Annotated in this window: 19 protein-coding genes, 1 tRNA gene and 1 riboswitch; of the genes, 8 read left to right on the top strand and 12 right to left on the bottom strand. The window is 60.4% G+C overall.

Features of this window, described 5'->3' with window-relative positions:
- Nucleotides 1-87: 87 nt before the first annotated feature.
- A tRNA-Pro gene (locus OOZ53_RS03035) sits at nt 88-164 on the bottom strand.
- A 266-nt stretch (nt 165-430) separates the two neighbouring features.
- Here OOZ53_RS03035 and OOZ53_RS03030 point away from each other — a divergent pair.
- A complete protein-coding gene (locus OOZ53_RS03030) occupies nt 431-1,198 on the top strand; it encodes an isocitrate lyase/PEP mutase family protein (protein ID WP_271087824.1) in 768 nt (255 codons plus the stop codon).
- A 12-nt stretch (nt 1,199-1,210) separates the two neighbouring features.
- Here the strand turns inward: OOZ53_RS03030 and OOZ53_RS03025 are convergent, their stop codons facing one another.
- The 3 genes from OOZ53_RS03025 to OOZ53_RS03015 all read right to left on the bottom strand — a co-directional run bounded on the left by OOZ53_RS03025 (nt 1,211) and on the right by OOZ53_RS03015 (nt 3,251).
- Nucleotides 1,211-1,420: a hypothetical protein gene (locus tag OOZ53_RS03025; protein WP_271087823.1), complete on the bottom strand. Its 210-nt coding sequence runs from the start codon at nt 1,418-1,420 to the stop codon at nt 1,211-1,213.
- A 140-nt stretch (nt 1,421-1,560) separates the two neighbouring features.
- A complete protein-coding gene (locus OOZ53_RS03020; RefSeq protein ID WP_271087822.1) occupies nt 1,561-1,980 on the bottom strand; it encodes a hypothetical protein in 420 nt (139 codons plus the stop codon).
- A 134-nt stretch (nt 1,981-2,114) separates the two neighbouring features.
- A complete protein-coding gene (locus OOZ53_RS03015) occupies nt 2,115-3,251 on the bottom strand; it encodes an SMP-30/gluconolactonase/LRE family protein (RefSeq protein ID WP_271087821.1) in 1,137 nt (378 codons plus the stop codon).
- 202 nt (nt 3,252-3,453) lie between these two features.
- Here OOZ53_RS03015 and OOZ53_RS03010 point away from each other — a divergent pair, with 202 nt between their 5' ends.
- Genes OOZ53_RS03010 through OOZ53_RS03000 form a run of 3 tightly spaced genes read left to right on the top strand, consistent with a single transcriptional unit; the run spans nt 3,454 to nt 6,228 of the window.
- Nucleotides 3,454-4,452 carry a TRAP transporter substrate-binding protein gene (locus OOZ53_RS03010; protein ID WP_271087820.1) on the top strand — a complete coding sequence of 333 codons (999 nt, stop codon included), beginning with the start codon at nt 3,454-3,456 and terminating at the stop codon, nt 4,450-4,452.
- A 4-nt stretch (nt 4,453-4,456) separates the two neighbouring features.
- Entirely contained in the window at nt 4,457-4,960 is a 504-nt protein-coding gene (locus OOZ53_RS03005; protein ID WP_271087819.1) for a TRAP transporter small permease, read from the top strand.
- Nucleotides 4,957-6,228 (top strand): TRAP transporter large permease, encoded by a 1,272-nt coding sequence (locus OOZ53_RS03000; protein ID WP_271087818.1) that lies wholly within the window; start codon nt 4,957-4,959, stop codon nt 6,226-6,228. The genes OOZ53_RS03005 and OOZ53_RS03000 overlap by 4 nt, the downstream gene beginning before the upstream one ends.
- Before the next feature lie 53 nt (nt 6,229-6,281).
- Here the strand turns inward: OOZ53_RS03000 and OOZ53_RS02995 are convergent, their stop codons facing one another.
- Nucleotides 6,282-7,412, bottom strand: a complete 1,131-nt coding sequence (locus tag OOZ53_RS02995) for a DNA alkylation repair protein (protein WP_271087817.1) — start codon at nt 7,410-7,412, stop codon at nt 6,282-6,284.
- 124 nt (nt 7,413-7,536) lie between these two features.
- On the bottom strand, nt 7,537-8,004 hold the full coding sequence (locus OOZ53_RS02990; protein WP_271087816.1) for a GlcG/HbpS family heme-binding protein: 468 nt from the start codon (nt 8,002-8,004) through the stop codon (nt 7,537-7,539).
- A gap of 785 nt (nt 8,005-8,789) precedes the next feature.
- Here OOZ53_RS02990 and OOZ53_RS02985 point away from each other — a divergent pair.
- Nucleotides 8,790-9,596, top strand: coding sequence for a DUF2189 domain-containing protein (locus tag OOZ53_RS02985; protein WP_271087815.1), 807 nt, complete (start codon nt 8,790-8,792; stop codon nt 9,594-9,596).
- A 90-nt stretch (nt 9,597-9,686) separates the two neighbouring features.
- Here OOZ53_RS02985 and deoD read toward each other — a convergent pair whose 3' ends face one another.
- From deoD to OOZ53_RS02960, 5 genes are all read right to left on the bottom strand, one after another.
- Nucleotides 9,687-10,394 carry a purine-nucleoside phosphorylase gene (gene deoD, locus OOZ53_RS02980; RefSeq protein ID WP_271087814.1) on the bottom strand — a complete coding sequence of 236 codons (708 nt, stop codon included), beginning with the start codon at nt 10,392-10,394 and terminating at the stop codon, nt 9,687-9,689.
- 107 nt (nt 10,395-10,501) lie between these two features.
- Entirely contained in the window at nt 10,502-12,304 is a 1,803-nt protein-coding gene (thiC, locus tag OOZ53_RS02975; protein WP_271087813.1) for a phosphomethylpyrimidine synthase ThiC, read from the bottom strand.
- 76 nt (nt 12,305-12,380) lie between these two features.
- Nucleotides 12,381-12,501, bottom strand: a riboswitch (TPP riboswitch).
- Between the two features lie 136 nt (nt 12,502-12,637).
- Nucleotides 12,638-13,390 carry a tellurite resistance TerB family protein gene (locus OOZ53_RS02970; RefSeq protein ID WP_271087812.1) on the bottom strand — a complete coding sequence of 251 codons (753 nt, stop codon included), beginning with the start codon at nt 13,388-13,390 and terminating at the stop codon, nt 12,638-12,640.
- 125 nt (nt 13,391-13,515) lie between these two features.
- Entirely contained in the window at nt 13,516-13,848 is a 333-nt protein-coding gene (locus OOZ53_RS02965) for a P-II family nitrogen regulator (protein ID WP_271087811.1), read from the bottom strand.
- Between the two features lie 2 nt (nt 13,849-13,850).
- Nucleotides 13,851-14,798 carry a sodium-dependent bicarbonate transport family permease gene (locus OOZ53_RS02960; protein ID WP_271087810.1) on the bottom strand — a complete coding sequence of 316 codons (948 nt, stop codon included), beginning with the start codon at nt 14,796-14,798 and terminating at the stop codon, nt 13,851-13,853.
- Between the two features lie 279 nt (nt 14,799-15,077).
- Between OOZ53_RS02960 and OOZ53_RS02955 the strand changes: the two genes are divergently transcribed.
- Nucleotides 15,078-15,998: a hydrogen peroxide-inducible genes activator gene (locus OOZ53_RS02955; RefSeq protein ID WP_271087809.1), complete on the top strand. Its 921-nt coding sequence runs from the start codon at nt 15,078-15,080 to the stop codon at nt 15,996-15,998.
- Nucleotides 15,999-16,271: 273 nt separating this feature from the next.
- Here the strand turns inward: OOZ53_RS02955 and OOZ53_RS02950 are convergent, their stop codons facing one another.
- Nucleotides 16,272-16,676, bottom strand: coding sequence for a VOC family protein (locus OOZ53_RS02950; RefSeq protein ID WP_271087808.1), 405 nt, complete (start codon nt 16,674-16,676; stop codon nt 16,272-16,274).
- Between the two features lie 223 nt (nt 16,677-16,899).
- Between OOZ53_RS02950 and OOZ53_RS02945 the strand changes: the two genes are divergently transcribed.
- Nucleotides 16,900-17,721 carry a DUF1194 domain-containing protein gene (locus OOZ53_RS02945; RefSeq protein WP_271087807.1) on the top strand — a complete coding sequence of 274 codons (822 nt, stop codon included), beginning with the start codon at nt 16,900-16,902 and terminating at the stop codon, nt 17,719-17,721.
- 56 nt (nt 17,722-17,777) lie between these two features.
- Nucleotides 17,778-18,512, top strand: a complete 735-nt coding sequence (locus OOZ53_RS02940; RefSeq protein WP_271087805.1) for a DUF2306 domain-containing protein — start codon at nt 17,778-17,780, stop codon at nt 18,510-18,512.
- Nucleotides 18,513-18,917: the final 405 nt, after the last annotated feature.

Raw genomic sequence — 18,917 nt, 5'->3', positions numbered from 1 at the left:
AATCGACAACCCGTTCGGCACGAGGTTGTAACCCATGTCTCCGGTACAAACCGTTACCTATGTCTCCGGGTCGGACAATTGGGATACTGGTCGGAGCGGCGGGATTCGAACCCACGACCCCTACACCCCCAGTGTAGTGCGCTACCGGGCTGCGCTACGCTCCGACCTGCCCGAAGGGGCTTGAGTTCATTAGACCTCTGATTCACGCAGCGCAAGCGGAATTTTGGCCGTTGGTGCCTCGACCTTACAGGTTTTGCCCGCATTGCCGCCGGTCGCATGAATCGGGTGGACAGACAATCAGTCAGATGCGAATTAGCCCTGATTGCTGCTGAAGGAACCACGGCAATGAGAGAGCGGTACAGCCAGACAACACCCGTACCTTTGGAGTTTCAATCGTCCCCAACGGACCCCTCGCACGGAGATTCTGACAATGTCGCAAGCCGATAAGGCGAAAATCTTTGCCGCCCTTCACGTCAAGGGTGATCCGCTGTTGCTTTACAATATCTGGGATGCGGGCAGCGCGCGTGCGGTCGAAAAGGCCGGAGCGGCTGCTGTTGCGACGGGCAGCTGGTCAGTCGCCGCTGCCCAGGGTTACAGTGACGGCGAAGCCCTGCCGTTGGACCTTCTGGTCACTGTCGCCGAACGCATAGCCGCGACAGTGAATGTTCCGCTAAGCGTTGATTTCGAGGGCGGCTTTGCCGAAACGCCGGAGCAATTAATACAAAACGCCGCGCGCATCATCGCCGCGGGCGCGGTCGGGGTGAATTTCGAGGATCAGGTCGTCGGTGGGGAAGGGCTGCACAATATCGAGGCGCAGACCGCACGTGTAATGGCGGTTTGCCGGGCCGGAGAAGCGGCGGGTGTCCCCCTATTCGTCAATGCGCGCACCGATCTGTTCCTGAAGGAACAGGACCGCGACAGGCATGCAGACCTGGTGGAAGAGGCACTGGAACGAGCCGCGGCCTATGCGGGGGCAGGTGCCAGCGGCTTTTTCGCACCGGGCCTTGTCGATCCGGATCTGATTGGGGCCATCTGCGAGGCCAGCCCGCTGCCGGTGAACATCATGATGATGGCGGGTGTTCCGCCGATCCCGGATCTCGCCGGTCTCGGGGTCGCGCGCATCAGTTACGGGCCGGGGCCGTACCGCGAAGCGGTGAAGGCCATTGCGGATCGCTTTTCGGCGATCCGCTCCGGGTAAACGGCAGCGAACTCAGACGGTCGACGGCTGGTTCGTGGTGCCGCTGGACAGGGTTTCCTGAAGCAGGATCCACAAGCGGTTCTTGCGGGCGCGCAGTTCATCGATCCTTTTCAGATCGTTGAAGCGCAGGATTTCATTGCGGCGCGGCCGGCGCCGGTCGATTTCGCGCTGTACCCTAAGCAGTTCTTCTTCGATCAGTTCAGCTCTTTCTAACGGTGTCATGGCGTTTCCTTTCTCAAAGCTATGATGGGTTGCCGAGCGCCCGGGTCGGCGCTCGGCGTGTCCGGCGGCGGCCCGGCGCGAATTGGGCTGCCACCGGCGTATCGCTGTCCCTTATTGTCTGGTTTTCTGGACAGCGGCTGTCAGGTGAAATTGGGCACGCGCCCGGAGAAGATGCGGACGAATTCGTCGATCGCCGTCGGTTCGGCGGTTTCCAGCATGGCGTCGATCATGCTGACGCAGGCATGGAAGTGCGTTTTGAGGCGCTGGAATTCCATGCGGGCTATGCCCGGGTTCCCGTTGGCGATCTTGTCAAGGCAGACCCGCGCGGCCTTGGCGTGAAACTGAAGGGCTGCGGGATAGGCGTGCTTTCCTGCGCGGCGCCGGCACAGTTTGAGGATCGGCCGCAGCAAATGACGGTTTATCAGTTCCGTCTGCACCCGGTCCGGCGGACACTCCAACTGGCCGAGCAGCTCCATCAGCCGCATTTTCTGGCGCAGCCAGCGTCCTCTTTCCCGATTGGAAATACGGACAGGGATAGATGCGGGCATCGTGTGGTTCATCCGGGCACTCCTTGCACGTTCGTTTTTGCCGCGTGAGCGGCATTGATGCAGGCATGTCCCGTTGAGGATGATCTGGTGACAGATTGTGGCGAATTCTAGCGCAGGTTTATGCGACTTTTGGCTAGGTCGGAGTCCTAGCCGCCGCGCGCGGCCGTTTCGGATGCGTCTTCATTTGACTTGTCCCAACCCGGCTCCAGATAGCCGAGGCGCGGTTCCGTCATGCTGGTGACCACAAGTTCGCCATTCGGACCGGAGAGCGCGCCCGTATTGAGCGCATACTCGCCGTCCGGATCTTGAAGCGTCTCGAGCACATTGCCGTTGCCGTCGATGCGCACGACCATGCCGTATCGCTCCAACTGCGGCCGCATGGTCCCGGGCAGTCGCTGGACGAGCTTGCGCAGGAAGGGCTGGTCGGACAGCGCATCGATCGAGCCCGAGCGCGGGCTTGCAAGTCCAAGCCAGAATGTGTTGTCGCCGGCGCGGTTAAGATTGTCCGGGTACCCCGGCAGGTTGACGACGACCTGCTCGAATGTGGCGACCTTCGGACCCGTCAGCCAAAGGCGCCAGACTGTGTAGGTCCCCGTTTCGGTGACCAACAGGTAGCTGTCGTCATCGGACAGGGCAATGCCGTTGGCGAAACTGAGCCCACGGGCAATGACCACCGTTTCGCCCCTTGCCGGATCATATCTCAGGATTCGGCCGGTGCGCCCCTGTTCGAGCGTATCGAGCAGGGGTGCTTCAAACGCATCGCCTTCCTCGTTGGCGGTAAATCTGTGGCTGGAATCCGTGAAGTAGACCACACCCGTGCGGCTGACGTCGAGATCGTTGGCGTAGGTTATGGGCGTTCCGTCGGTTGTCCGGTCCGACAGATGAATGATCTTTCCGTCCTTCTCCATGACCATGAGGCCGCGGAGCGCGTCGGCTATAAACAGCCGGTCGTCCGGGCCGAACTCGATGCCCATGGGCCGCCCCCCGGTCGAGGCAACACGCTCCGATGATCCGCTCTCCAGATCGATGCGGACGATGGAGCCGTCATGGGTCGCGGTGTAAATCCTGCCGTCCAGTCCGAGCGCCGCATCCTCGGGTCCCGCATGTCCGGCGAGATCGACAAATTTCAGGTCCGCCAGCCGGTTGTTCCTGCTGAACGCGCCGGCAAAGCCGCTATCCTTCGGCGCGCTCCAGGCCACCGGCTCGATGGGAACCGGCCAAAGCGTAAGGTATGCGACGGTTGCGACTGCAATAAGCGCAACTAGTGACAGGATCGATTTCATGCGTCTTTGCTTTCCACCCCAAGCGAAGGACGATAACAGTGTATCGGGCCGCTCTTTCCCACCGCAATGATAAAGCGCGGAGATGGCCCGCAAAACTGTGAATTATTGCGGCGCAAAACAATAGTTGAACCCTATCGGAGCCGGAAACGGGCGCATATTGTGCGGCATTTCGGGCTGGAATGGCGACGGAGGAAAAACGACGATGAAATACAGACTTTTCGCACTGCTGTGCTTCTGCCTGATTCTGTCAGGCCTTCCGGTTGCCGAGGCGAAAACGATCATACGCGTTACGCTGCAATTGCCCGAAACCCATTCGCTGGGCCAGAACTGGAACCGGTTCAAGGAGATTGTCGAGCGGGAAAGCAATGGCGAACTCGAGTTGCAGATCTTTCCGTCCGCCCAGCTCTACAAGGACAACCAGGTCCCGGAGGCCGTCGGCTCCGGCGCGATAGAGGCCGGATCGGCGTTTCTCGGGCGGTTCACCGGATCGGTGCCGGCAGTCGATGTCGTGGCGCTGCCATTCTTCTTCAAGGATGAGGCCGCCTTGAGACTGTCGATTTCGAGCGGATCGCCCATGCGTCAATTGCTGGACACGGCGATCCTGGAGGAGACCGGCGCCCGCGTTCTTTGGTGGCAGGCCTTCGGCCGCAACGTCTACCTCAGCAAGGATGCGCCGCTCAGCCTGCCGGATGATGTGCGCGGCAAGAAGGTCCGCTCCTACGGCAAGGTCCAGAGTTGGACAATCGAGGCGCTCGGCGGCGCTCCGACGATCATGTCCGGATCGCAGCAGTTCCTCGCCTACCAGCAGGGTGCCGTCGATATCGGCATGACCGGTGCGTCCGCAGTTGAAAGCCGCAAGCTCTACGAGGTCATGCCCTACATGACGCTGACCTTTGACAGCGTGATCGAATTCGTCGCCGTCATGAACAACGATTTCTTCGAAGGCCTGTCGCCGCAGAACCAGCAGCTCATCCTCGATGCGGCCTCCACCGTCGAGGAGGAATTGCGCGACGCGATCTATGCGCAGGAGGCGCAGGCCGTCGAAGCGTTGCGCGCCAGGATGACTGTCGTCGACCTGACCGCAGAGGATCGCGACAAATGGCGCGCCGCCACCAGTTCCGTCATCGACCGTTTCATGGTCGAAATCGGGCCGACCGGCGAGGCTGTGGTCAAGGCGGGTCTGGAAGAGGAGGGCCGGTAGGTCCGTGGGCGTTTTCGTCCGCTTCGCCGACCGGCTTTCCGAGGCTTCCGGCCGCCTTGCCGCCTGGGTCTTTTTCGCAATCGGCCTGATCATCACCTATGAGGTGGTGCTGCGCTACGTTTTCACCGCGCCGACCATCTGGGTGGATGAAACCGCCCGGATCGGGCAGATCTGGGCCACCTATCTGGCGGCCGCTTTTGCGCTCAAGCACCGGGAACTCATCGTCATCGATGTCGCGTTCCGCAAGCCTGGGACGCTGGCCCGCAAGCTGACGGAGACCTTCGCGCTGCTCGTCATCGGCCTGTTCTGCTGCGTGACGGTCTATTACGGTTTCGGGCTTTGGCTTGATGCAACACTGCGCGGCCATACGACCGATACCGTCCTCGCTTTGCCGGCCTGGTTCACCGATGCCTCCGTGTGGCTCGGCTTTGCGCTTCTGGCCGTCCAGGCGGGGGCCGAATTCATCCGGCTGTGGTCGCCCCGATCGAGCCGGGAGGAAAAGGGATGACGGCCGCGATGATCATTTGCGGACTGTTGCTGCTGCTTGTCCTTCGGGTGCCCGTTGCCTTTGCGATGGGCGGTCTTGGCGTCTTTCTCCTGTGGATCTATCCCTTGCCGCTCAATGCCGTGCCGCAACGGCTGTTCGGCACGATGGACAGTTTCGAACTGCTCGCGGTGCCGATGTTCCTGCTAATGTCCAACGTGCTCCTGAAAGGCAATATCGGGCGCGATCTCTTTGCCGCCGTGCAAAGCTGGGTGGGGCACTGGCCGGGCGGGCTCGGTATCGCGACGGTTCTCTCCTGCGGGCTGTTTTCCGCCGTGTCGGGTTCGTCCGTCGCCACCGCGGCGACGATTGGCACGGTCGCCATGCCGGAAATGACGCGGCGCGGCTATGACCGTTCCTTTGTTCTCGGTTTGCTGGCTGCGGGCGGCACGCTCGGCATCCTGATCCCGCCCTCCATTCCGCTGATCCTCTATGGTGTCATAACCGAAACGTCGATCCCGACTTTGTTCCTGGCCGGCATCGGGCCCGGGCTTTTCCTTTGCCTTGCTTTCATCCTCTACGGGTTTGCCCGTGCCAGTCTCGGCGACAAATTCGAACGCTCCGACCCGGCCTCCGGGCCGGAACGCTTGCGTGCGACGCTGATGGCGTTGCCGACCGTGGCACTTGCCGTCGCGGTGATCGGATCGATCTATCTCGGCATCGCGACGCCCTCGGAAAGCGCGGCCGTCGGTTTCGTTCTGGCACTTGCCATGACCGCCGCCATGCGCCGCATGACATTCGCGCTGCTGCAGCAGGCGGTCCACGATGCCATGAAGACGACCGCGATGATTTTTCTCATTGTCGCCGGCGCCAAGGTCTTTTCCTATGCGATCACCATTTACCGGATACCGCAAGATATCTCGTCCATGCTTGCGGCAAACATCAGCGAGGCCGGGCTGTTTGTGCTCGCCGTCGGCCTGGTCCTGCTTGTCTTGGGCCTTTTCCTGGAATCGCTTTCCATGCTGCTGATCATGGTGCCGGTGCTGTTTCCGGCCCTGGTGGCGGTCGGGATCGATCCGATCTGGTTCGGGATCTTCTTCGTCGTTCTGATCGAGACGGCCCTGATCACGCCGCCCGTCGGCATGAACCTTTTCGTCCTCCAGGGCGTCGGCAAAGCGGACCTTCAGGAAGTGGTCCGTGGTGCGCTTCCCTTTGTCGGCATATTGCTGGCGACGGCTGTGCTTTTATGGTTCTGGAAGGGGCTGGCGCTGTGGATACCCTACGGGATGTAGGCGTCGCCCCGATCCGTCCTTTCAATATGAGCAGAGGTCGCGGACAAGGGGCGTTACAGAACCAGGGTGAAGGCCTGTTCCCCAAGCCGCTTACCGTTGGCCTGTATCTCGATCACATGCTGGCCGCCGTAATAGGTGCGGGTGGTGACCGGGCGCATGGAGTGGCTTTTCTCCAGCACCAGGCTTTCCCCGGCGGCAAGCCGTACTGCCTTCCACTTGAACACCTTCGGCGATGTGCCGCCATTCGCCTTGCGGTGATGAACGACGTAGTCGACGATCAGATCCTGGTCCGACGTCGCGGTTGACCGGAGTTCGGCCCTGATCCGTAAGGCTTCGCCGACGCGGATCGTCTCGTTGTTGATGGAAAGGTTCTCCAGCGCAACCGAAGCCTGACCGTATCCCAGCGCCTTCAGCGTGGGCCGATGGCCGGCCTTGATCAGTGAGCGGCACGCGTGCCGGACCAGTCTCTGGCGCTCCTTGCCCGGATCGCCGGAAAGCCAATCGCCCGCGATTTCGGCGACCAGATCCGGATGATCCTTGGCGATATCGTTCAGACTGTTGGCGACGGATCGGCGCACATACTCCTCTGGATCGTCACGAAGCGTTTCGAGCACGGGCAGGATCGGTTCCGGATCGGCGACGAACTCATTGAGGCGCAGACCCCAGGGCAGCCGGGGGCGGGAGCCCTCGGAGGCGAGCCGGCGAACGTGATAATTCGGATCGCGTGCCCAGCGCTTCACATGACGCATGGCGCGTTCGGCATCGGCTGCAATGAACGGACGCACAGCGAATTCGGCACTCATCCGCTTCGTCATCTCTTTCAGCACATCCATGCCGTGGTCGAAATCGTCCAGACCTTTGCGCGCAACAAAATCGGCCATCGGCATGATCGCCCAGCCGCGCAGGCCGCGCGCATCGGTCGTCAATTCGGAAAGGTCGACATCATCTTCGGGATGAAGGGCGTTGACCAGGATTGAACAGGCCGACCGGAAATCATCCGGAAGGCTGATGCACAGGGCATCTGTTATTTGATTTGAGCGTTGTTTCAGTTCCAGCGCATCCAGGCCGTTCAGCGCATGCTCGCGAAAACGCGGCGCATCGAAACGTGTCGACTGCCGCGCCAAATGTCCGGCCATTGCCTTTATGAGCTCCGGGTTGAAGAAATTCTTGAACGGTTCGGGCATCGTCGCATCTCCCCATATCCAGGGCCCGAATAGACCATAGCTCTCCTGACAGCCGCCTGTCAGGAGGGTTTGAAAATTTAGAAAATTTTCAGATATATCGGTCGCCTTCGGCGTTGCCGGAGCGCTATGCGCCACGCCAGTCAGGATCGGGCTCGGCAGGCTCGCATGCAAGCCCCGCAGCACGCGCGCCCTGTATGGCGCAATATTCGTCCTTCTCGGAGGTGTCGCCGCTGATCCCGATCGCGCCGATCGTGTTTCCTTCGTCGTCGTGAACCAGCACGCCGCCGGGGACAGGGACGAAACGGCCGTCCGAGGCGGCCGCCAGCGCATTCTGAAAAACGGGGCGCTCGCTCAAACGGTCCCGCAGGAGGCGGCTCGACATGCCCATGCCGAGCGCACCCCAGGCTTTGCCGCGCGCCACATCGAAGCGTAGAATGCCCGAGCCGTCCTCGCTCTTGCTGGCGACGATATGACCGCCTGCGTTGAGGACAACGACGGTGAGGGGGTGCATGGTTTCGGCGCGTCCGGCGGCCAGTGCGCCGTCGACGATCCGTTCGGCAATCGCCAGAGGCATTGAGGTCTTGATACGCATCGCGTGGCTCTCCGGTCTGTCAGTTGCGCATGGAGTCCGGAAGCGAGGCGACGATTCCTGAAATTCCGTGCTTGTCGTGGCATGCCGTTGGCGGATCGCCCGCCGTCAGTGTGTTGGAAGGGGTTGCCGGAACCGATGTGATGCTCCACCGTCGGTTCCGGCGAGCTGCGGAGGCCTCGTTGCGCCCTGGCCCCCTCAGCATAGTGCTGGATCGCGTCAGACAAACCTTGGGTCTGCGCTCATTCATGTTGTCGGGATCCGCGCGCCGGCATCCGCCGATGCACCGGTGAGCGGTGATGGTCGCAACGTCGCCGGATCCTCCCAATAATCGATGACTGGCGGTAACGCCCGATCACGAATTGCTGATCTGTTGGTTCGACCGATCATAAGGGGCATGATTTCAAATTGCAATAATATCGATATTATTTGATTATATGATTTAATTTCGAGATTTCAGGATGGCGAGAGACGTTCCCGAAAAATCACAAATGGCCCCTGCGAGGCCGCAAATCCGGGAAAAAGCAAACATTTTCCCTTAGACGTAACGGACAGCCGACGATCCGCCTGTTTCAGCTCTTCATCCCGGCCGGTAGTGGGTTTAGGAAGGCTGATCATGGGACAATGCCGGTCGGAAGGGACGGCGCATTCCCGCCGCCCGGACGCGACACGGTGGAGCAGGGCGGCTATAGTGGAAACCGTGCAGGTCGCGGTTCGCGTGACCGGCCGAGCCGAATACGACAATGCAGGCCGCGACCAGACCGAACCCGAATGAGGGAGGAATGGTTATGGCCAACACACACGTCGCCGCCGGTTCTGATGGAAACATCGCTTATCCGCAAATCCGCAGGATTTCGAATGCGGATGTAATGGACGCGCTTCGCAAGGGGCTCGATGATTTCCGGGAAAAGCCTTCCCACTATGTGTTCCTGTGCCTGATCTATCCAATCGTCGGCGTGGTGCTGCTTACCTGGACGTCGGGCGGCAATGCGCTGCAGCTTGTCTATCCGCTGATGGCCGGCTTCGCGCTACTCGGACCGATTGCCGCGATTGGCCTGTATGAGATCAGCCGCCGCCGCGAACAGGGCCTCGACACATCATGGAAACATGCCCTGGACGTCACCCGCTCGCCTGCGATCCCCGCCATTCTGGCGGTTGGCGCGCTGCTCGTCGTGTTGTTCGTCATGTGGATGTATGCCGCCCAGGCGATCTATCAGAGCCTCTACGGGCAGGCTGCGCCGGATTCGATCTGGGCATTTGTTGGAAACGTGTTGTCGACGCGGCAGGGCTGGACCCTGATCATCGTCGGCAATGCCGTCGGCTTTGTCTTTGCGCTGGTTGTCCTGTGCACCACGGTCATCGCGTTTCCTTTGATGCTCGACCGCGATGTGGGCGGCTTGTCCGCCATAGAAACCTCCGTTCGGGCCGTCGCCGCCAATCCAATGCAGATGGCTCTGTGGGGTCTCATCGTTGCCACCGCCCTGATGGTCGGCTCCATCCCCCTCCTGGTCGGGCTCGCCATTGTCATGCCGGTGCTGGGTCATGCCACCTGGCATCTTTACCGCAAGGTCGTCGTGCCCCCGGCGGACAAATAGCGGTCTTCACTGGCCCGGACAAACGCCGGCGCCTGCGGCGCCGGGTCAACCGCACGGCAGGGCTCCGGCCGGCTCCGTCTGTTGCAAGCGCTATTGCGTGGCGACGGTGAGCGCCATTTCCACCATCGTATCGAGGCTCGACTGGCGGTCTTCCGACCCTATCTCCTCGCCGGTCACGAGACAGTCCGAAACCGTGCAGATCGCCAGCGCCCTCGCACCGAAACGGGCGGCGAGCGTGTAGAGGGTCGACGCTTCCATCTCGACGGCAAGAACACCGTGCTTTGCGAGGGTCGCATACGACTTTGCAGGATCCTCGAGATAAAATGTATCGGAGGAGACCAGTCCGCCGACATGATATTCGAGCATCTGCGCGATCGCGTAATCGTCGGCGGCCTTAAGAAGCTCGAAATCGGCGGCCGGCGCGAAGGTGTAGGGCGCAAATACCGGCGTGTTGATGGCGCTGTCGGTGGAAGCCGCCGAACCCAAAACAACGTCGCGCACCTTGACCTTTGTCGTCAAGCCGCCGCAAGTTCCAACCCTGATCAGCGTCTTGGCCTCATAGACATTCAGCAGTTCGTGCACATAGATGGCTGTCGACGGCTGGCCCATGCCGGTGGCCTGGACACTAACGGGTATTCCCTGCCATTTGCCGGTAAAGCCGAGGCAGTTGCGCACGCCATTGACCTGGCGCGGGCTTTCGAAAAAATTCTCGGCGATCCATTGCGCCCGCAGCGGATCGCCGGGCAGCAGCACGATCTCGGCGTAATCGCCTTTCTCGGCTTCGTTGTGCGGTGTCATGGCCTGCTCCCCCTAGGCTGTCGCAACGACTATAACCGTGGCGGCGCATTGCGTTCAAATCTTTCGATTGAACGCAACACACGCCACACGGGTCGCAGACGGTCGCCTCAGTCCTGCTGATCGGCCGGCATATAGAGATCGCCGCCATCGCGGTATTTCTCGGCCATGGCCGCCATGCCTTCCTTCTGCGCTTCGGCGCGGATGTCATGGGAGATACGCATGGAGCAGAATTTCGGTCCGCACATCGAACAGAAATGCGCCACCTTGTGCGCCTCCTTGGGCAGGGTCTGATCGTGGAAATCGCGGGCTGTTTCCGGATCAAGCGACAGATTGAACTGGTCTTCCCAGCGGAACTCGAAACGGGCCCGCGACAACGCATCGTCGCGGATCTGCGCCGCCGGATGACCCTTGGCGAGATCGGCGGCGTGGGCGGCAATCTTGTAGGTGATGACACCCGTCTTCACATCGTCGCGGTCGGGCAGGCCGAGATGTTCCTTGGGCGTCACGTAGCACAGCATCGCCGTGCCGAACCAGCCGATCATGGCCGCGCCGATGCCGGAGGTGATGTGGTCATAGCCCGGCGCGATATCCGTGGTCAGCGGCCCGAGCGTATAGAACGGCGCTTCCCCGCATGTGTCGAGCTGCTTGTCCATATTGGCCTTGATCTTGTGCATCGGCACATGGCCCGGCCCCTCGATCATCACCTGGCAGTCCTTCTCCCAGGCGATTTGCGTCAACTCGCCGAGCGTTTCGAGTTCGGCAAACTGCGCCGCGTCATTGGCGTCCGCGATCGAACCCGGCCGCAGGCCGTCACCGAGCGAGAACGACACGTCGTAAGCGCGGCAGATGTCGCAGATCTCGGCGAAATGCTCGTAAAGGAAGCTCTCCCTGTGGTGATGCAGACACCACTTGGCAATGATCGAGCCGCCACGCGATACGATCCCGGTGGTGCGGTCCACGGTCAGTGGGATGTAGTGAAGGCGGACGCCGGCATGGATGGTGAAATAGTCGACGCCCTGTTCGGCCTGCTCGATCAGCGTATCGCGGTAGACCTCCCAGGTCAGTTCTTCCGCGATGCCGCCCACCTTCTCCAATGCCTGGTAGATCGGGACAGTGCCGATCGGCACGGGCGAATTGCGGATGATCCATTCGCGGATATTGTGGATGTTGCGGCCGGTGGACAGGTCCATGACCGTGTCTGCACCCCAGCGGATCGCCCAGACCATCTTGTCGACCTCGTTCGCCATCGATGACGTGACGGCCGAGTTGCCAATATTGGCGTTGATCTTGACCAGGAAATTGCGCCCGATGATCATCGGCTCCGTTTCCGGGTGGTTAATGTTGGCCGGGATGATGGCACGCCCCTTCGCCACTTCGTCGCGCACGAATTCCGGCGTGACGAAGTCGGGAATGGCGGCGCCGAAACTCTCCCCGTCGCGCGCGATGTCCTTGCAGAGCTCCATGCGCCCGAGGTTCTCGCGTATGGTGATGAACTCCATTTCCGGTGTGACGATGCCGGCGCGGGCATAGGCAAGCTGTGTAACGGCCTTTCCGCCTGTCGCGCGCAGCGGCTTGTTATGGCGTGGAAATTCCGGCGTGAGGCGATCGCCCGTGGCAAAACCGTTGTCTTCCGGTTTCACATGCCGGGCCTCGTAGGGCGCGACATCGCCGCGGGCCCTTATCCAGGCTTCGCGCAGGCGCGGCAGACCGGCGGATATATCGGTATCGGCTTGCGGGTCCGTATAGGGTCCGGAACTGTCGTAGACAGTCACCGGCGGCTCGCCGGCCGTCGGATGCAGCGCGATCTCCCGCATGGGCACGCGAATATCCGGGTGCATCCTTCCAGGCTTGTAGACCTTGTAGGAAGCGGGCAGGGGACCTTGGGTTACTTTCGGGGTTACGGCGTTCATTTGAATCTCCCTTTTGGGGATCCAAGTTTCGGCACGGCTTTTGGGATACGAAAGGACACTTCGGGCCTGAATTGGCCCTGCAGCGACTGTACCATCCCTACGCCAGCGTTAACTGGATCAGGTTCGACGGGTCGCCGCGCCGTGCCGAAGCACCAGCGGCCTCTCAGCTCCTTGCCGGAGCTCCCCAGGTATCAAGGTCTCTATTAAGATCGCCGCATCGCAAGTCTGTCAAGCGGCATGTTCGCAAACAAAAAAGGGCGACCGGTCACAGCCGGCCGCCCTGGCGTCAGATGCCAGATGCGCATGAGGGGAGTGCAAACCGTTTGTTTACGGTCAAGCGGCCTCTGACGCCGGAATACGCAATTCGTCTTCAAGGTGCATGACCAGATCGCGCGGCAAGGACAAGCCGTGCACCAGCTTTTTCAGATAGGTCACATCGGCCGGATTCTCCGGGTCCAGCACGAGCCGCGATACCAGGTATATCTCGCTGGCCTGTTCCAGGCCGTTCGCATAACCGGCGATTTCCTCGACGCCGGGCGGATCGTTCAGCGTGTCGAATATCAGCATGTTGGACTCGGTATCCAAGCGCAGCTTGGCAATGGTGTCCTCGATCGCGCGCCGTTCTCCGTCATCGATATGCCCGTCGGCATTGGCCGCCGTAATGATCGCCTTTACAAGTGCGCGCTGGAAAGGCTGCCCATCGGCCGCAACGGCGGTTTCGGGATTGAACTGCGCAAGCGAGGGCATGCCGGCGGTATGCGTCTCGAGCCAGCCGGGCGTATTGGTCGCGTCGCCTTTGACCTCGATCTTGTTGCCGGCATTGCTCTGCCAGTTGTGGAATGCCCGGAAGGTGATGGCGGCAAGGGCCGCCGCGCCGCCGATTCCAACGGCCGTGCCGGCGATTTTGCCGGCTTTCTTGCGCATCTTCTTGTTTCCGGCGATCAGCCCGAGCAGGCCACCTGCCGCAAGGCCGCCGCCGAGCCCGGCCGGGTTCATCAGTTCTGCAAGGGCACCTCTTGATTGCGATCCGCTTTGACCGGCGTTGTTTCCGCCGAGAAATTGACCAAGAAGCTGGTTGATGCTCATGAATTATTCTCCGATTACGCCTCACGGCATTGGGTTCATGTCCTTGAGGTGTTGCCGCACCATCAGGATTGCCAATTGTTTCCGCTCATCGGATCAATCGAAAAAAACTATTGATTGAAAGGAAGTCAATCTGAATTTGAAGACGGTCCCGATACGGCACGGACCACTTCGACCGTTGTAACGGTCACCATCAGCCCATAGGCCTCGAGCATGGGTTCGAGCGCATCCAGGAAACGGCTGGCGGCTTCTTCTTCAAGGACCGTCGTAAAGACCACCTTGCTGCCGGCGCCGCCGGTCACCTGATCATCGAACCAGCGACCGCGCGCGCCTTCACCGCCCAGTGTCGGCTGGAGCGTATATCCGTCGGACGCCATTTCCATTGCCTGGTCGCGTATGCGCCGCCACAGCGGTGCATCGACAAGTATTTCGATCTTCTTGCAGTGCGATTTGATCACCATGTTCACACCATCAGCTTGGCCAGATAGGTATAGATAGGAATACCGATCGTAATGTTGAACGGAAACGTCACCGCCAGCGACAGCGAAAGATACAGGCCCGCATCCGCTTCCGGAAGCGCCAGGCGCATGGCCGCCGGCACCGCGATATAGGATGCGCTGGCCGCCAGGATTGCGAGAGCGGTCGTCGTGCCGACATCCAGGCCGATGGCGGCGCCGACCAGGCAGCCGATCGTTCCGTTGACTAATGGAAAGACGATGGCCAGCAAAACGAGGCGGGCGGTGAGATTGCGCGCCAGGCGGATACGCCGCGCGGCGAGCAGACCCATATCGAGTAGAAAGAGACACAGCAGGCCGTTAAAGCCGGTTTCGAAGACCGGTGCAACGGGTTCAAATCCGTCCTTGCCGATGATCAGCCCGATAATGAAGCTGCCTGTCAGCAGGACCACTGACCCGTTCAGCACGGTCTCGCGCAGAAGCTCGTTCCCTGACTGGAGTTTGAGGTTCGTGCCGCCGCGGGCGAGAATGAGACCGACAACGATTGCCGGAGTTTCCATCAGCGCCAGCACCGCAATCATGTAACCGGCCGGCGGAATTCCCGAATCGGTCAGGATCTGGTTGCCGGCGATGAATGTCACGACGCTGACGGACCCGTAATGAGCCGCCACGGCGGCCGCATTCGTTGCGTCGAGCCTGCCGAAACCGCGCAGTACGAAGAAAGTTCCGATCGGGATCAGGCAGCTCAGGGCGAGACCGGCGACCGCAGCGAGCAGCAGGTCTGTGGTAAAGCCGTTGCCGGCGACCAGAATGCCGCCCTTGAGGCCGATCGCGCACATGAGGTACAGCGACAGCGCCTTCGATATCGGTTCGGGAAAGGCAAGATCGGAGCGGGCAAAGGCCGCCAGCGCACCAAGCACGAAAAACAGGATGACAGGAGAGAGCAGGCTTTCCATGTCAGCATCCCTTGCGGGGGAGGGTCGCTTCGGAGCATGTGGATTTCAGGCAGTCGGCCTTGATTGCTGGGCAGGAACGCGCGCCAGACATCGCGTGCCTGCCAGAGAAACATTCTTTATGTGGCATGAGTCGCTCCGGTCGGGATGTTGCGGCGCAACATTGATTATTTAATCCGAAGTTCCAAATTGTTAATTTGAGAGAATTCGATAGATTTTAGCTATCAAGGAAACCGGAGATGCGAACCGGCGAAATCTCCGGCCAAAGAAATGTGAGAACCAATGACGACACTCAGGCAATTGCATTATCTGGTTGCGCTTTCCGAAGAACTGCACTTCCGCAGGGCCGCCGAACGCGTCAATGTCACGCAACCGACGCTGAGCGCCCAGATTCAGGAGCTTGAAAAAAGGCTGAGAGCGCCATTGGTCGAGCGTGGTGCTTCGCGTGTCACGCTGACGCCGCTTGGCCGTGAAATCGCCGAGCGGGCGCGGCGGGTCTTGTCCGACGTTCAGGACATTGCCGATCTGGCGGCCTCGTCCCAGCACGGCTTCGACGGGACGATCCGCCTTGGCGTGCCGCCGACGCTCGGGCCCTATCTTCTGCCTCATATCGTGCCTGATCTGCACGGCAAGTATCCCGACCTGCGGCTCTATGTGCGCGAGGGCAAGCCGGTCGAGCTGCAGGGGCAGCTACAGTCAGGCGGCTTTGATCTTGTCATCTCGCCCATGCCTATCGCCCATGGGGACCTCGAGGTGGAGCGGCTGTTCCGCGAGCCCTTGAGGGTCGTTGCCGCTCCGGATCATCCGCTGGCGTCCAAACAGCGGATTCTGAGTTCGGATCTCGCCGGCCAGAGCATCCTTGCGATCGAGCGCGGGCACCACCTGCACGAGCAGGTCAGCCAGCTATGCGAGGATTTCAACGCAACGCTGTTGCGTGATTACGAGGGGACCAGCCTTGATACGCTGCGTTTGATGGCTGGAATGGGCGTCGGTCTTGCCTTCCTGCCGGCGCTCTATGTGCGCTCGGAAATCGACGGCCGCAATGAAATCGCAATCCTCGATATCAACATGCCGAATCTTTTCAGGCAGATGGGGCTCGCCTGGCGCAAGCGATCGGTACACGCAGCGCTGTTCAAGGAGATCGCCGATCTCATCCGCACCACCGCGGAACGCAAACTTCCGGACATCACCGTCACCCGGTGATCGCCCTAGGCTTTGGTGACCATTTAACTTGTGTGCCGGTTTGTCCGGATTTGTTCAGGATCGGTTTATGAGAAGGAAGGACATGCTGGTGCATATTCGACGACGAATGGGCCGATCATGGGCAAATCCGGGCAAATCCCTTTGGGACGCGGCACAGTTTGTCCCTGGACATCGTTATGAAATGCTTGAAGTGGCGCACACTGCGGCGCATTTCACGCCTTGCCAGGAACAAACTGTGACACGCCGGCGCATAAGTTAAATGGTCACCAAAGCCTAATCGGTCAGGCGCGCCGCCAGATCCTCGTTGAGTTCAGCCGAGGAGAAATCGATGTGGATGTGGTTGCCGTCGCAGTCGAATATGTTGACCTGGATGATTGGAAAATCGGGCACCGTGTTCATGCCGTACTGGATGCCGCGACTTTCCAGCCGGGCAATGAATTCTGGAAGGCCGGTGGCGGTGATAGCGTAATGCTCGATTTTCGGCTCGATTGATTTGCGCTCTTCCTGCGTGCCGACGAGATGGACAATGGCATTGTCACCGGCATAGAGCCAGGCGCCCGGGAACGGAAAGGACGGTCGGCCACCGACTGTCATCTCCAGCACGTCCGTGTACCACTCCACCATTTCGTCAAGATTGGAGGTGACGATGTTGACGTGGTCGAGTGTGGAAAGAGGCATGGGCGGCTCCAGGGCAGCATTGTGGATAACCGGTTGCCGCAACGATTGCGCCTGTAGCAACACGGTGGGAGGTTACCTCTATCTAACCGGTCGCGCATCGGATCACAATGCCAGGAACTGAACTGAAAAACAGACCGTGCTGCCCTAAATTGTGCCACAATGGCGGCTGAGGCGCGTTGAAGGGCGGGGTGCACCCGCCGGATGTGCAACAGGGCGGAAACCCATGAAGCGAACGGATATTCCAGCAGCGTTGGCATTGGCACTGTTTTTGTGGGCCGCGCCTCTTTCGGATATCACGGCGCAGACGACCGGCACGATGGAAGTCGATGTCGAACTGGTTCTTGCCGTGGATGTGTCGCGCTCGATGACCGAGCGGGAATTGCAAATTCAGCGGCGCGGCTATGCCGAGGCGCTCAATAGCGAGGCCGTCGCTACCGCGATTAAAAACGGCCTGATCGGCAGGATCGCATTGACTTATGTGGAATGGGGCGGCGCCTTCTGGCAGCGGGTCGTCGTTGACTGGCGCGTCATCGAAAACGAGGCGGACCTCGCCGCATTCGCGCAGGAGATAACCGCGAATTTTGACGGCGTCCTTCGCCGGACTTCAATCTCCAGTGCGATCACCTATGCGGCGGACAGTATCGACACAAACAACTTTGAAGCGCTGCGCCGGGTGATCGATATTTCCGGTGACGGCCCGAACAATGAAGGTGGGCCGGTGACCGGCGCACGCGATGCCGCGCTTGCTCGGGGCATGATCATCAACGGCCTGCCACTGATGACCCGCGAGGGAATGGGGGCGCGGTTTCATCTGGAGGATCTCGATGACTATTACCACAATTGCGTCATTGGCGGTCCGGGGTCCTTCGTTATTCCCGTTACCGATTGGGACGAGTTTCCCGAGGCGGTGCGCAGGAAGCTCGTTCTCGAGCTGGCGGGGACAGAAGTGATGCCGGTTCACAAGGCGCAATACACCGGCTTGACGGATGCCGGCTATGATTGCCTGATCGGCGAGAAGATCTGGCAGCGGTTCATCGGTCCTTGAGCGGGACCATGCCCGAACCGAGAAACCGGAGAAATATGCCGGAAAACAGGTTTTCGATGCCAGGGGTGCGAAACGATGCTCCGGACCTGCGCGAGCCGGTATTGCCGGTGCGGCGCAGCAAAAAACAGACGATCCTGCAGATGTTCGCAGTCGGTTTGCTTGCATCGCTGGCGCTGCCGTTCGTTTTCCATGCGTTCGGCTTTGGCATTGAAGGTCTGCTCTCGAATCTCTCGGCCAGAACCCATCTCTATCGCCCCGGCGCATTGGTCTCCAATCCCGCCATTTTCAGCCATATGCTTGCCGGCGCCGTCATTACGCTTCTCGCGCCGCTCCAATTATTGCCGCAGATACGCGAACGTATCCCGCGCTTTCACCGGTGGATCGGTTACATTGTCTGTGTTTGCGCGGTGCTGTCCGCTGTCGGCGGGCTTGCCTATATCGGGCTGCGCCAGACGATAGGCGGTCCGCTGATGGACTTTGCATTTGCCGGATATGGTCTTTGTGTGCTTGCCGCCGCCGTCCAGACGGTCCGCTTCGCCCGCGCGCGGAATTTCGAGCGGCATCGGCGCTGGGCTCTGCGCATGTTCGTGCTTGCCATCGGCTCATGGCTTTACCGCCTCCATTACCAGATCTGGTATCTGGCGACCGGTGGTCTGTGGATGGCGCCGGGCTTCACCGGACCCTTCGACCTGTTCCAGCTCTTTGCGTTTTACGTCCCCTATCTGATCGGTCTTGAAATCTACTTCCGCCTCCGGCCGGTCAGGACCGCACAGCCGGCGGCGGCCGGTTAGGCGGTTCATTTGTGCGGGTCACTTGTCCGCGAGGCGAGAGGCGAACCGCCAGGCGGTCGGCGGATAAAAGGCCGTGTTGGTCCGTTCAATACTTCCATCTGTAATACTTGCAATCAAAACGCGCAGAATATGCCGTATAAATATAAACCCAATCGCGATGGTAGTAATTGTTAACCGATCCCTAAAACTATTGAAGATAGACTGAGCGCTACGGCAGGATAGGGCCTGATGGTCCTCGGCATGACGCAAACCGGCCGACCCGGAATAGGCCCGGTCTGTGGGATGTAATTGGAGCGACGGTGCATTCGTTACGTCGTCCGCCGGACGAACGGCTCAAACTGCACAAATCCTTCCGCACACCCAAAAAATGGAATGAGGACTGCGCGACGCGAACTGAACGCATCG

It is taken from the genome of Allohoeflea poritis, from assembly GCF_027889715.1.
GTDB classification, from domain to species: domain Bacteria; phylum Pseudomonadota; class Alphaproteobacteria; order Rhizobiales; family Rhizobiaceae; genus Hoeflea_A; species Hoeflea_A poritis.
The sequence above is the reverse complement of the archived record's forward strand: the minus strand, read 5'-3'. Positions and strand labels throughout refer to the sequence as shown.

What these genes read in the sequence shown, in the direction of transcription:
- OOZ53_RS02985 (WP_271087815.1), top strand. Translation starts at nt 8,790, where the DNA reads ATGGCCAACACACACGTCGCCGCCGGTTCTGATGGAAACATCGCTTAT.
- OOZ53_RS02940 (WP_271087805.1), top strand. Translation starts at nt 17,778, where the DNA reads ATGCCAGGGGTGCGAAACGATGCTCCGGACCTGCGCGAGCCGGTATTG.
- OOZ53_RS02955 (WP_271087809.1), top strand. Translation starts at nt 15,078, where the DNA reads ATGACGACACTCAGGCAATTGCATTATCTGGTTGCGCTTTCCGAAGAA.
- deoD (WP_271087814.1), bottom strand. Translation starts at nt 10,394, where the DNA reads ATGACACCGCACAACGAAGCCGAGAAAGGCGATTACGCCGAGATCGTG.
- OOZ53_RS03010 (WP_271087820.1), top strand. Translation starts at nt 3,454, where the DNA reads ATGAAATACAGACTTTTCGCACTGCTGTGCTTCTGCCTGATTCTGTCA.
- OOZ53_RS02965 (WP_271087811.1), bottom strand. Translation starts at nt 13,848, where the DNA reads ATGGTGATCAAATCGCACTGCAAGAAGATCGAAATACTTGTCGATGCA.
- OOZ53_RS03025 (WP_271087823.1), bottom strand. Translation starts at nt 1,420, where the DNA reads ATGACACCGTTAGAAAGAGCTGAACTGATCGAAGAAGAACTGCTTAGG.
- OOZ53_RS02950 (WP_271087808.1), bottom strand. Translation starts at nt 16,676, where the DNA reads ATGCCTCTTTCCACACTCGACCACGTCAACATCGTCACCTCCAATCTT.
- OOZ53_RS03000 (WP_271087818.1), top strand. Translation starts at nt 4,957, where the DNA reads ATGACGGCCGCGATGATCATTTGCGGACTGTTGCTGCTGCTTGTCCTT.
- OOZ53_RS02995 (WP_271087817.1), bottom strand. Translation starts at nt 7,412, where the DNA reads ATGCCCGAACCGTTCAAGAATTTCTTCAACCCGGAGCTCATAAAGGCA.
- OOZ53_RS02945 (WP_271087807.1), top strand. Translation starts at nt 16,900, where the DNA reads ATGAAGCGAACGGATATTCCAGCAGCGTTGGCATTGGCACTGTTTTTG.
- OOZ53_RS03030 (WP_271087824.1), top strand. Translation starts at nt 431, where the DNA reads ATGTCGCAAGCCGATAAGGCGAAAATCTTTGCCGCCCTTCACGTCAAG.
- thiC (WP_271087813.1), bottom strand. Translation starts at nt 12,304, where the DNA reads ATGAACGCCGTAACCCCGAAAGTAACCCAAGGTCCCCTGCCCGCTTCC.
- OOZ53_RS02970 (WP_271087812.1), bottom strand. Translation starts at nt 13,390, where the DNA reads ATGAGCATCAACCAGCTTCTTGGTCAATTTCTCGGCGGAAACAACGCC.
- OOZ53_RS02990 (WP_271087816.1), bottom strand. Translation starts at nt 8,004, where the DNA reads ATGCGTATCAAGACCTCAATGCCTCTGGCGATTGCCGAACGGATCGTC.
- OOZ53_RS02960 (WP_271087810.1), bottom strand. Translation starts at nt 14,798, where the DNA reads ATGGAAAGCCTGCTCTCTCCTGTCATCCTGTTTTTCGTGCTTGGTGCG.
- OOZ53_RS03020 (WP_271087822.1), bottom strand. Translation starts at nt 1,980, where the DNA reads ATGAACCACACGATGCCCGCATCTATCCCTGTCCGTATTTCCAATCGG.
- OOZ53_RS03015 (WP_271087821.1), bottom strand. Translation starts at nt 3,251, where the DNA reads ATGAAATCGATCCTGTCACTAGTTGCGCTTATTGCAGTCGCAACCGTC.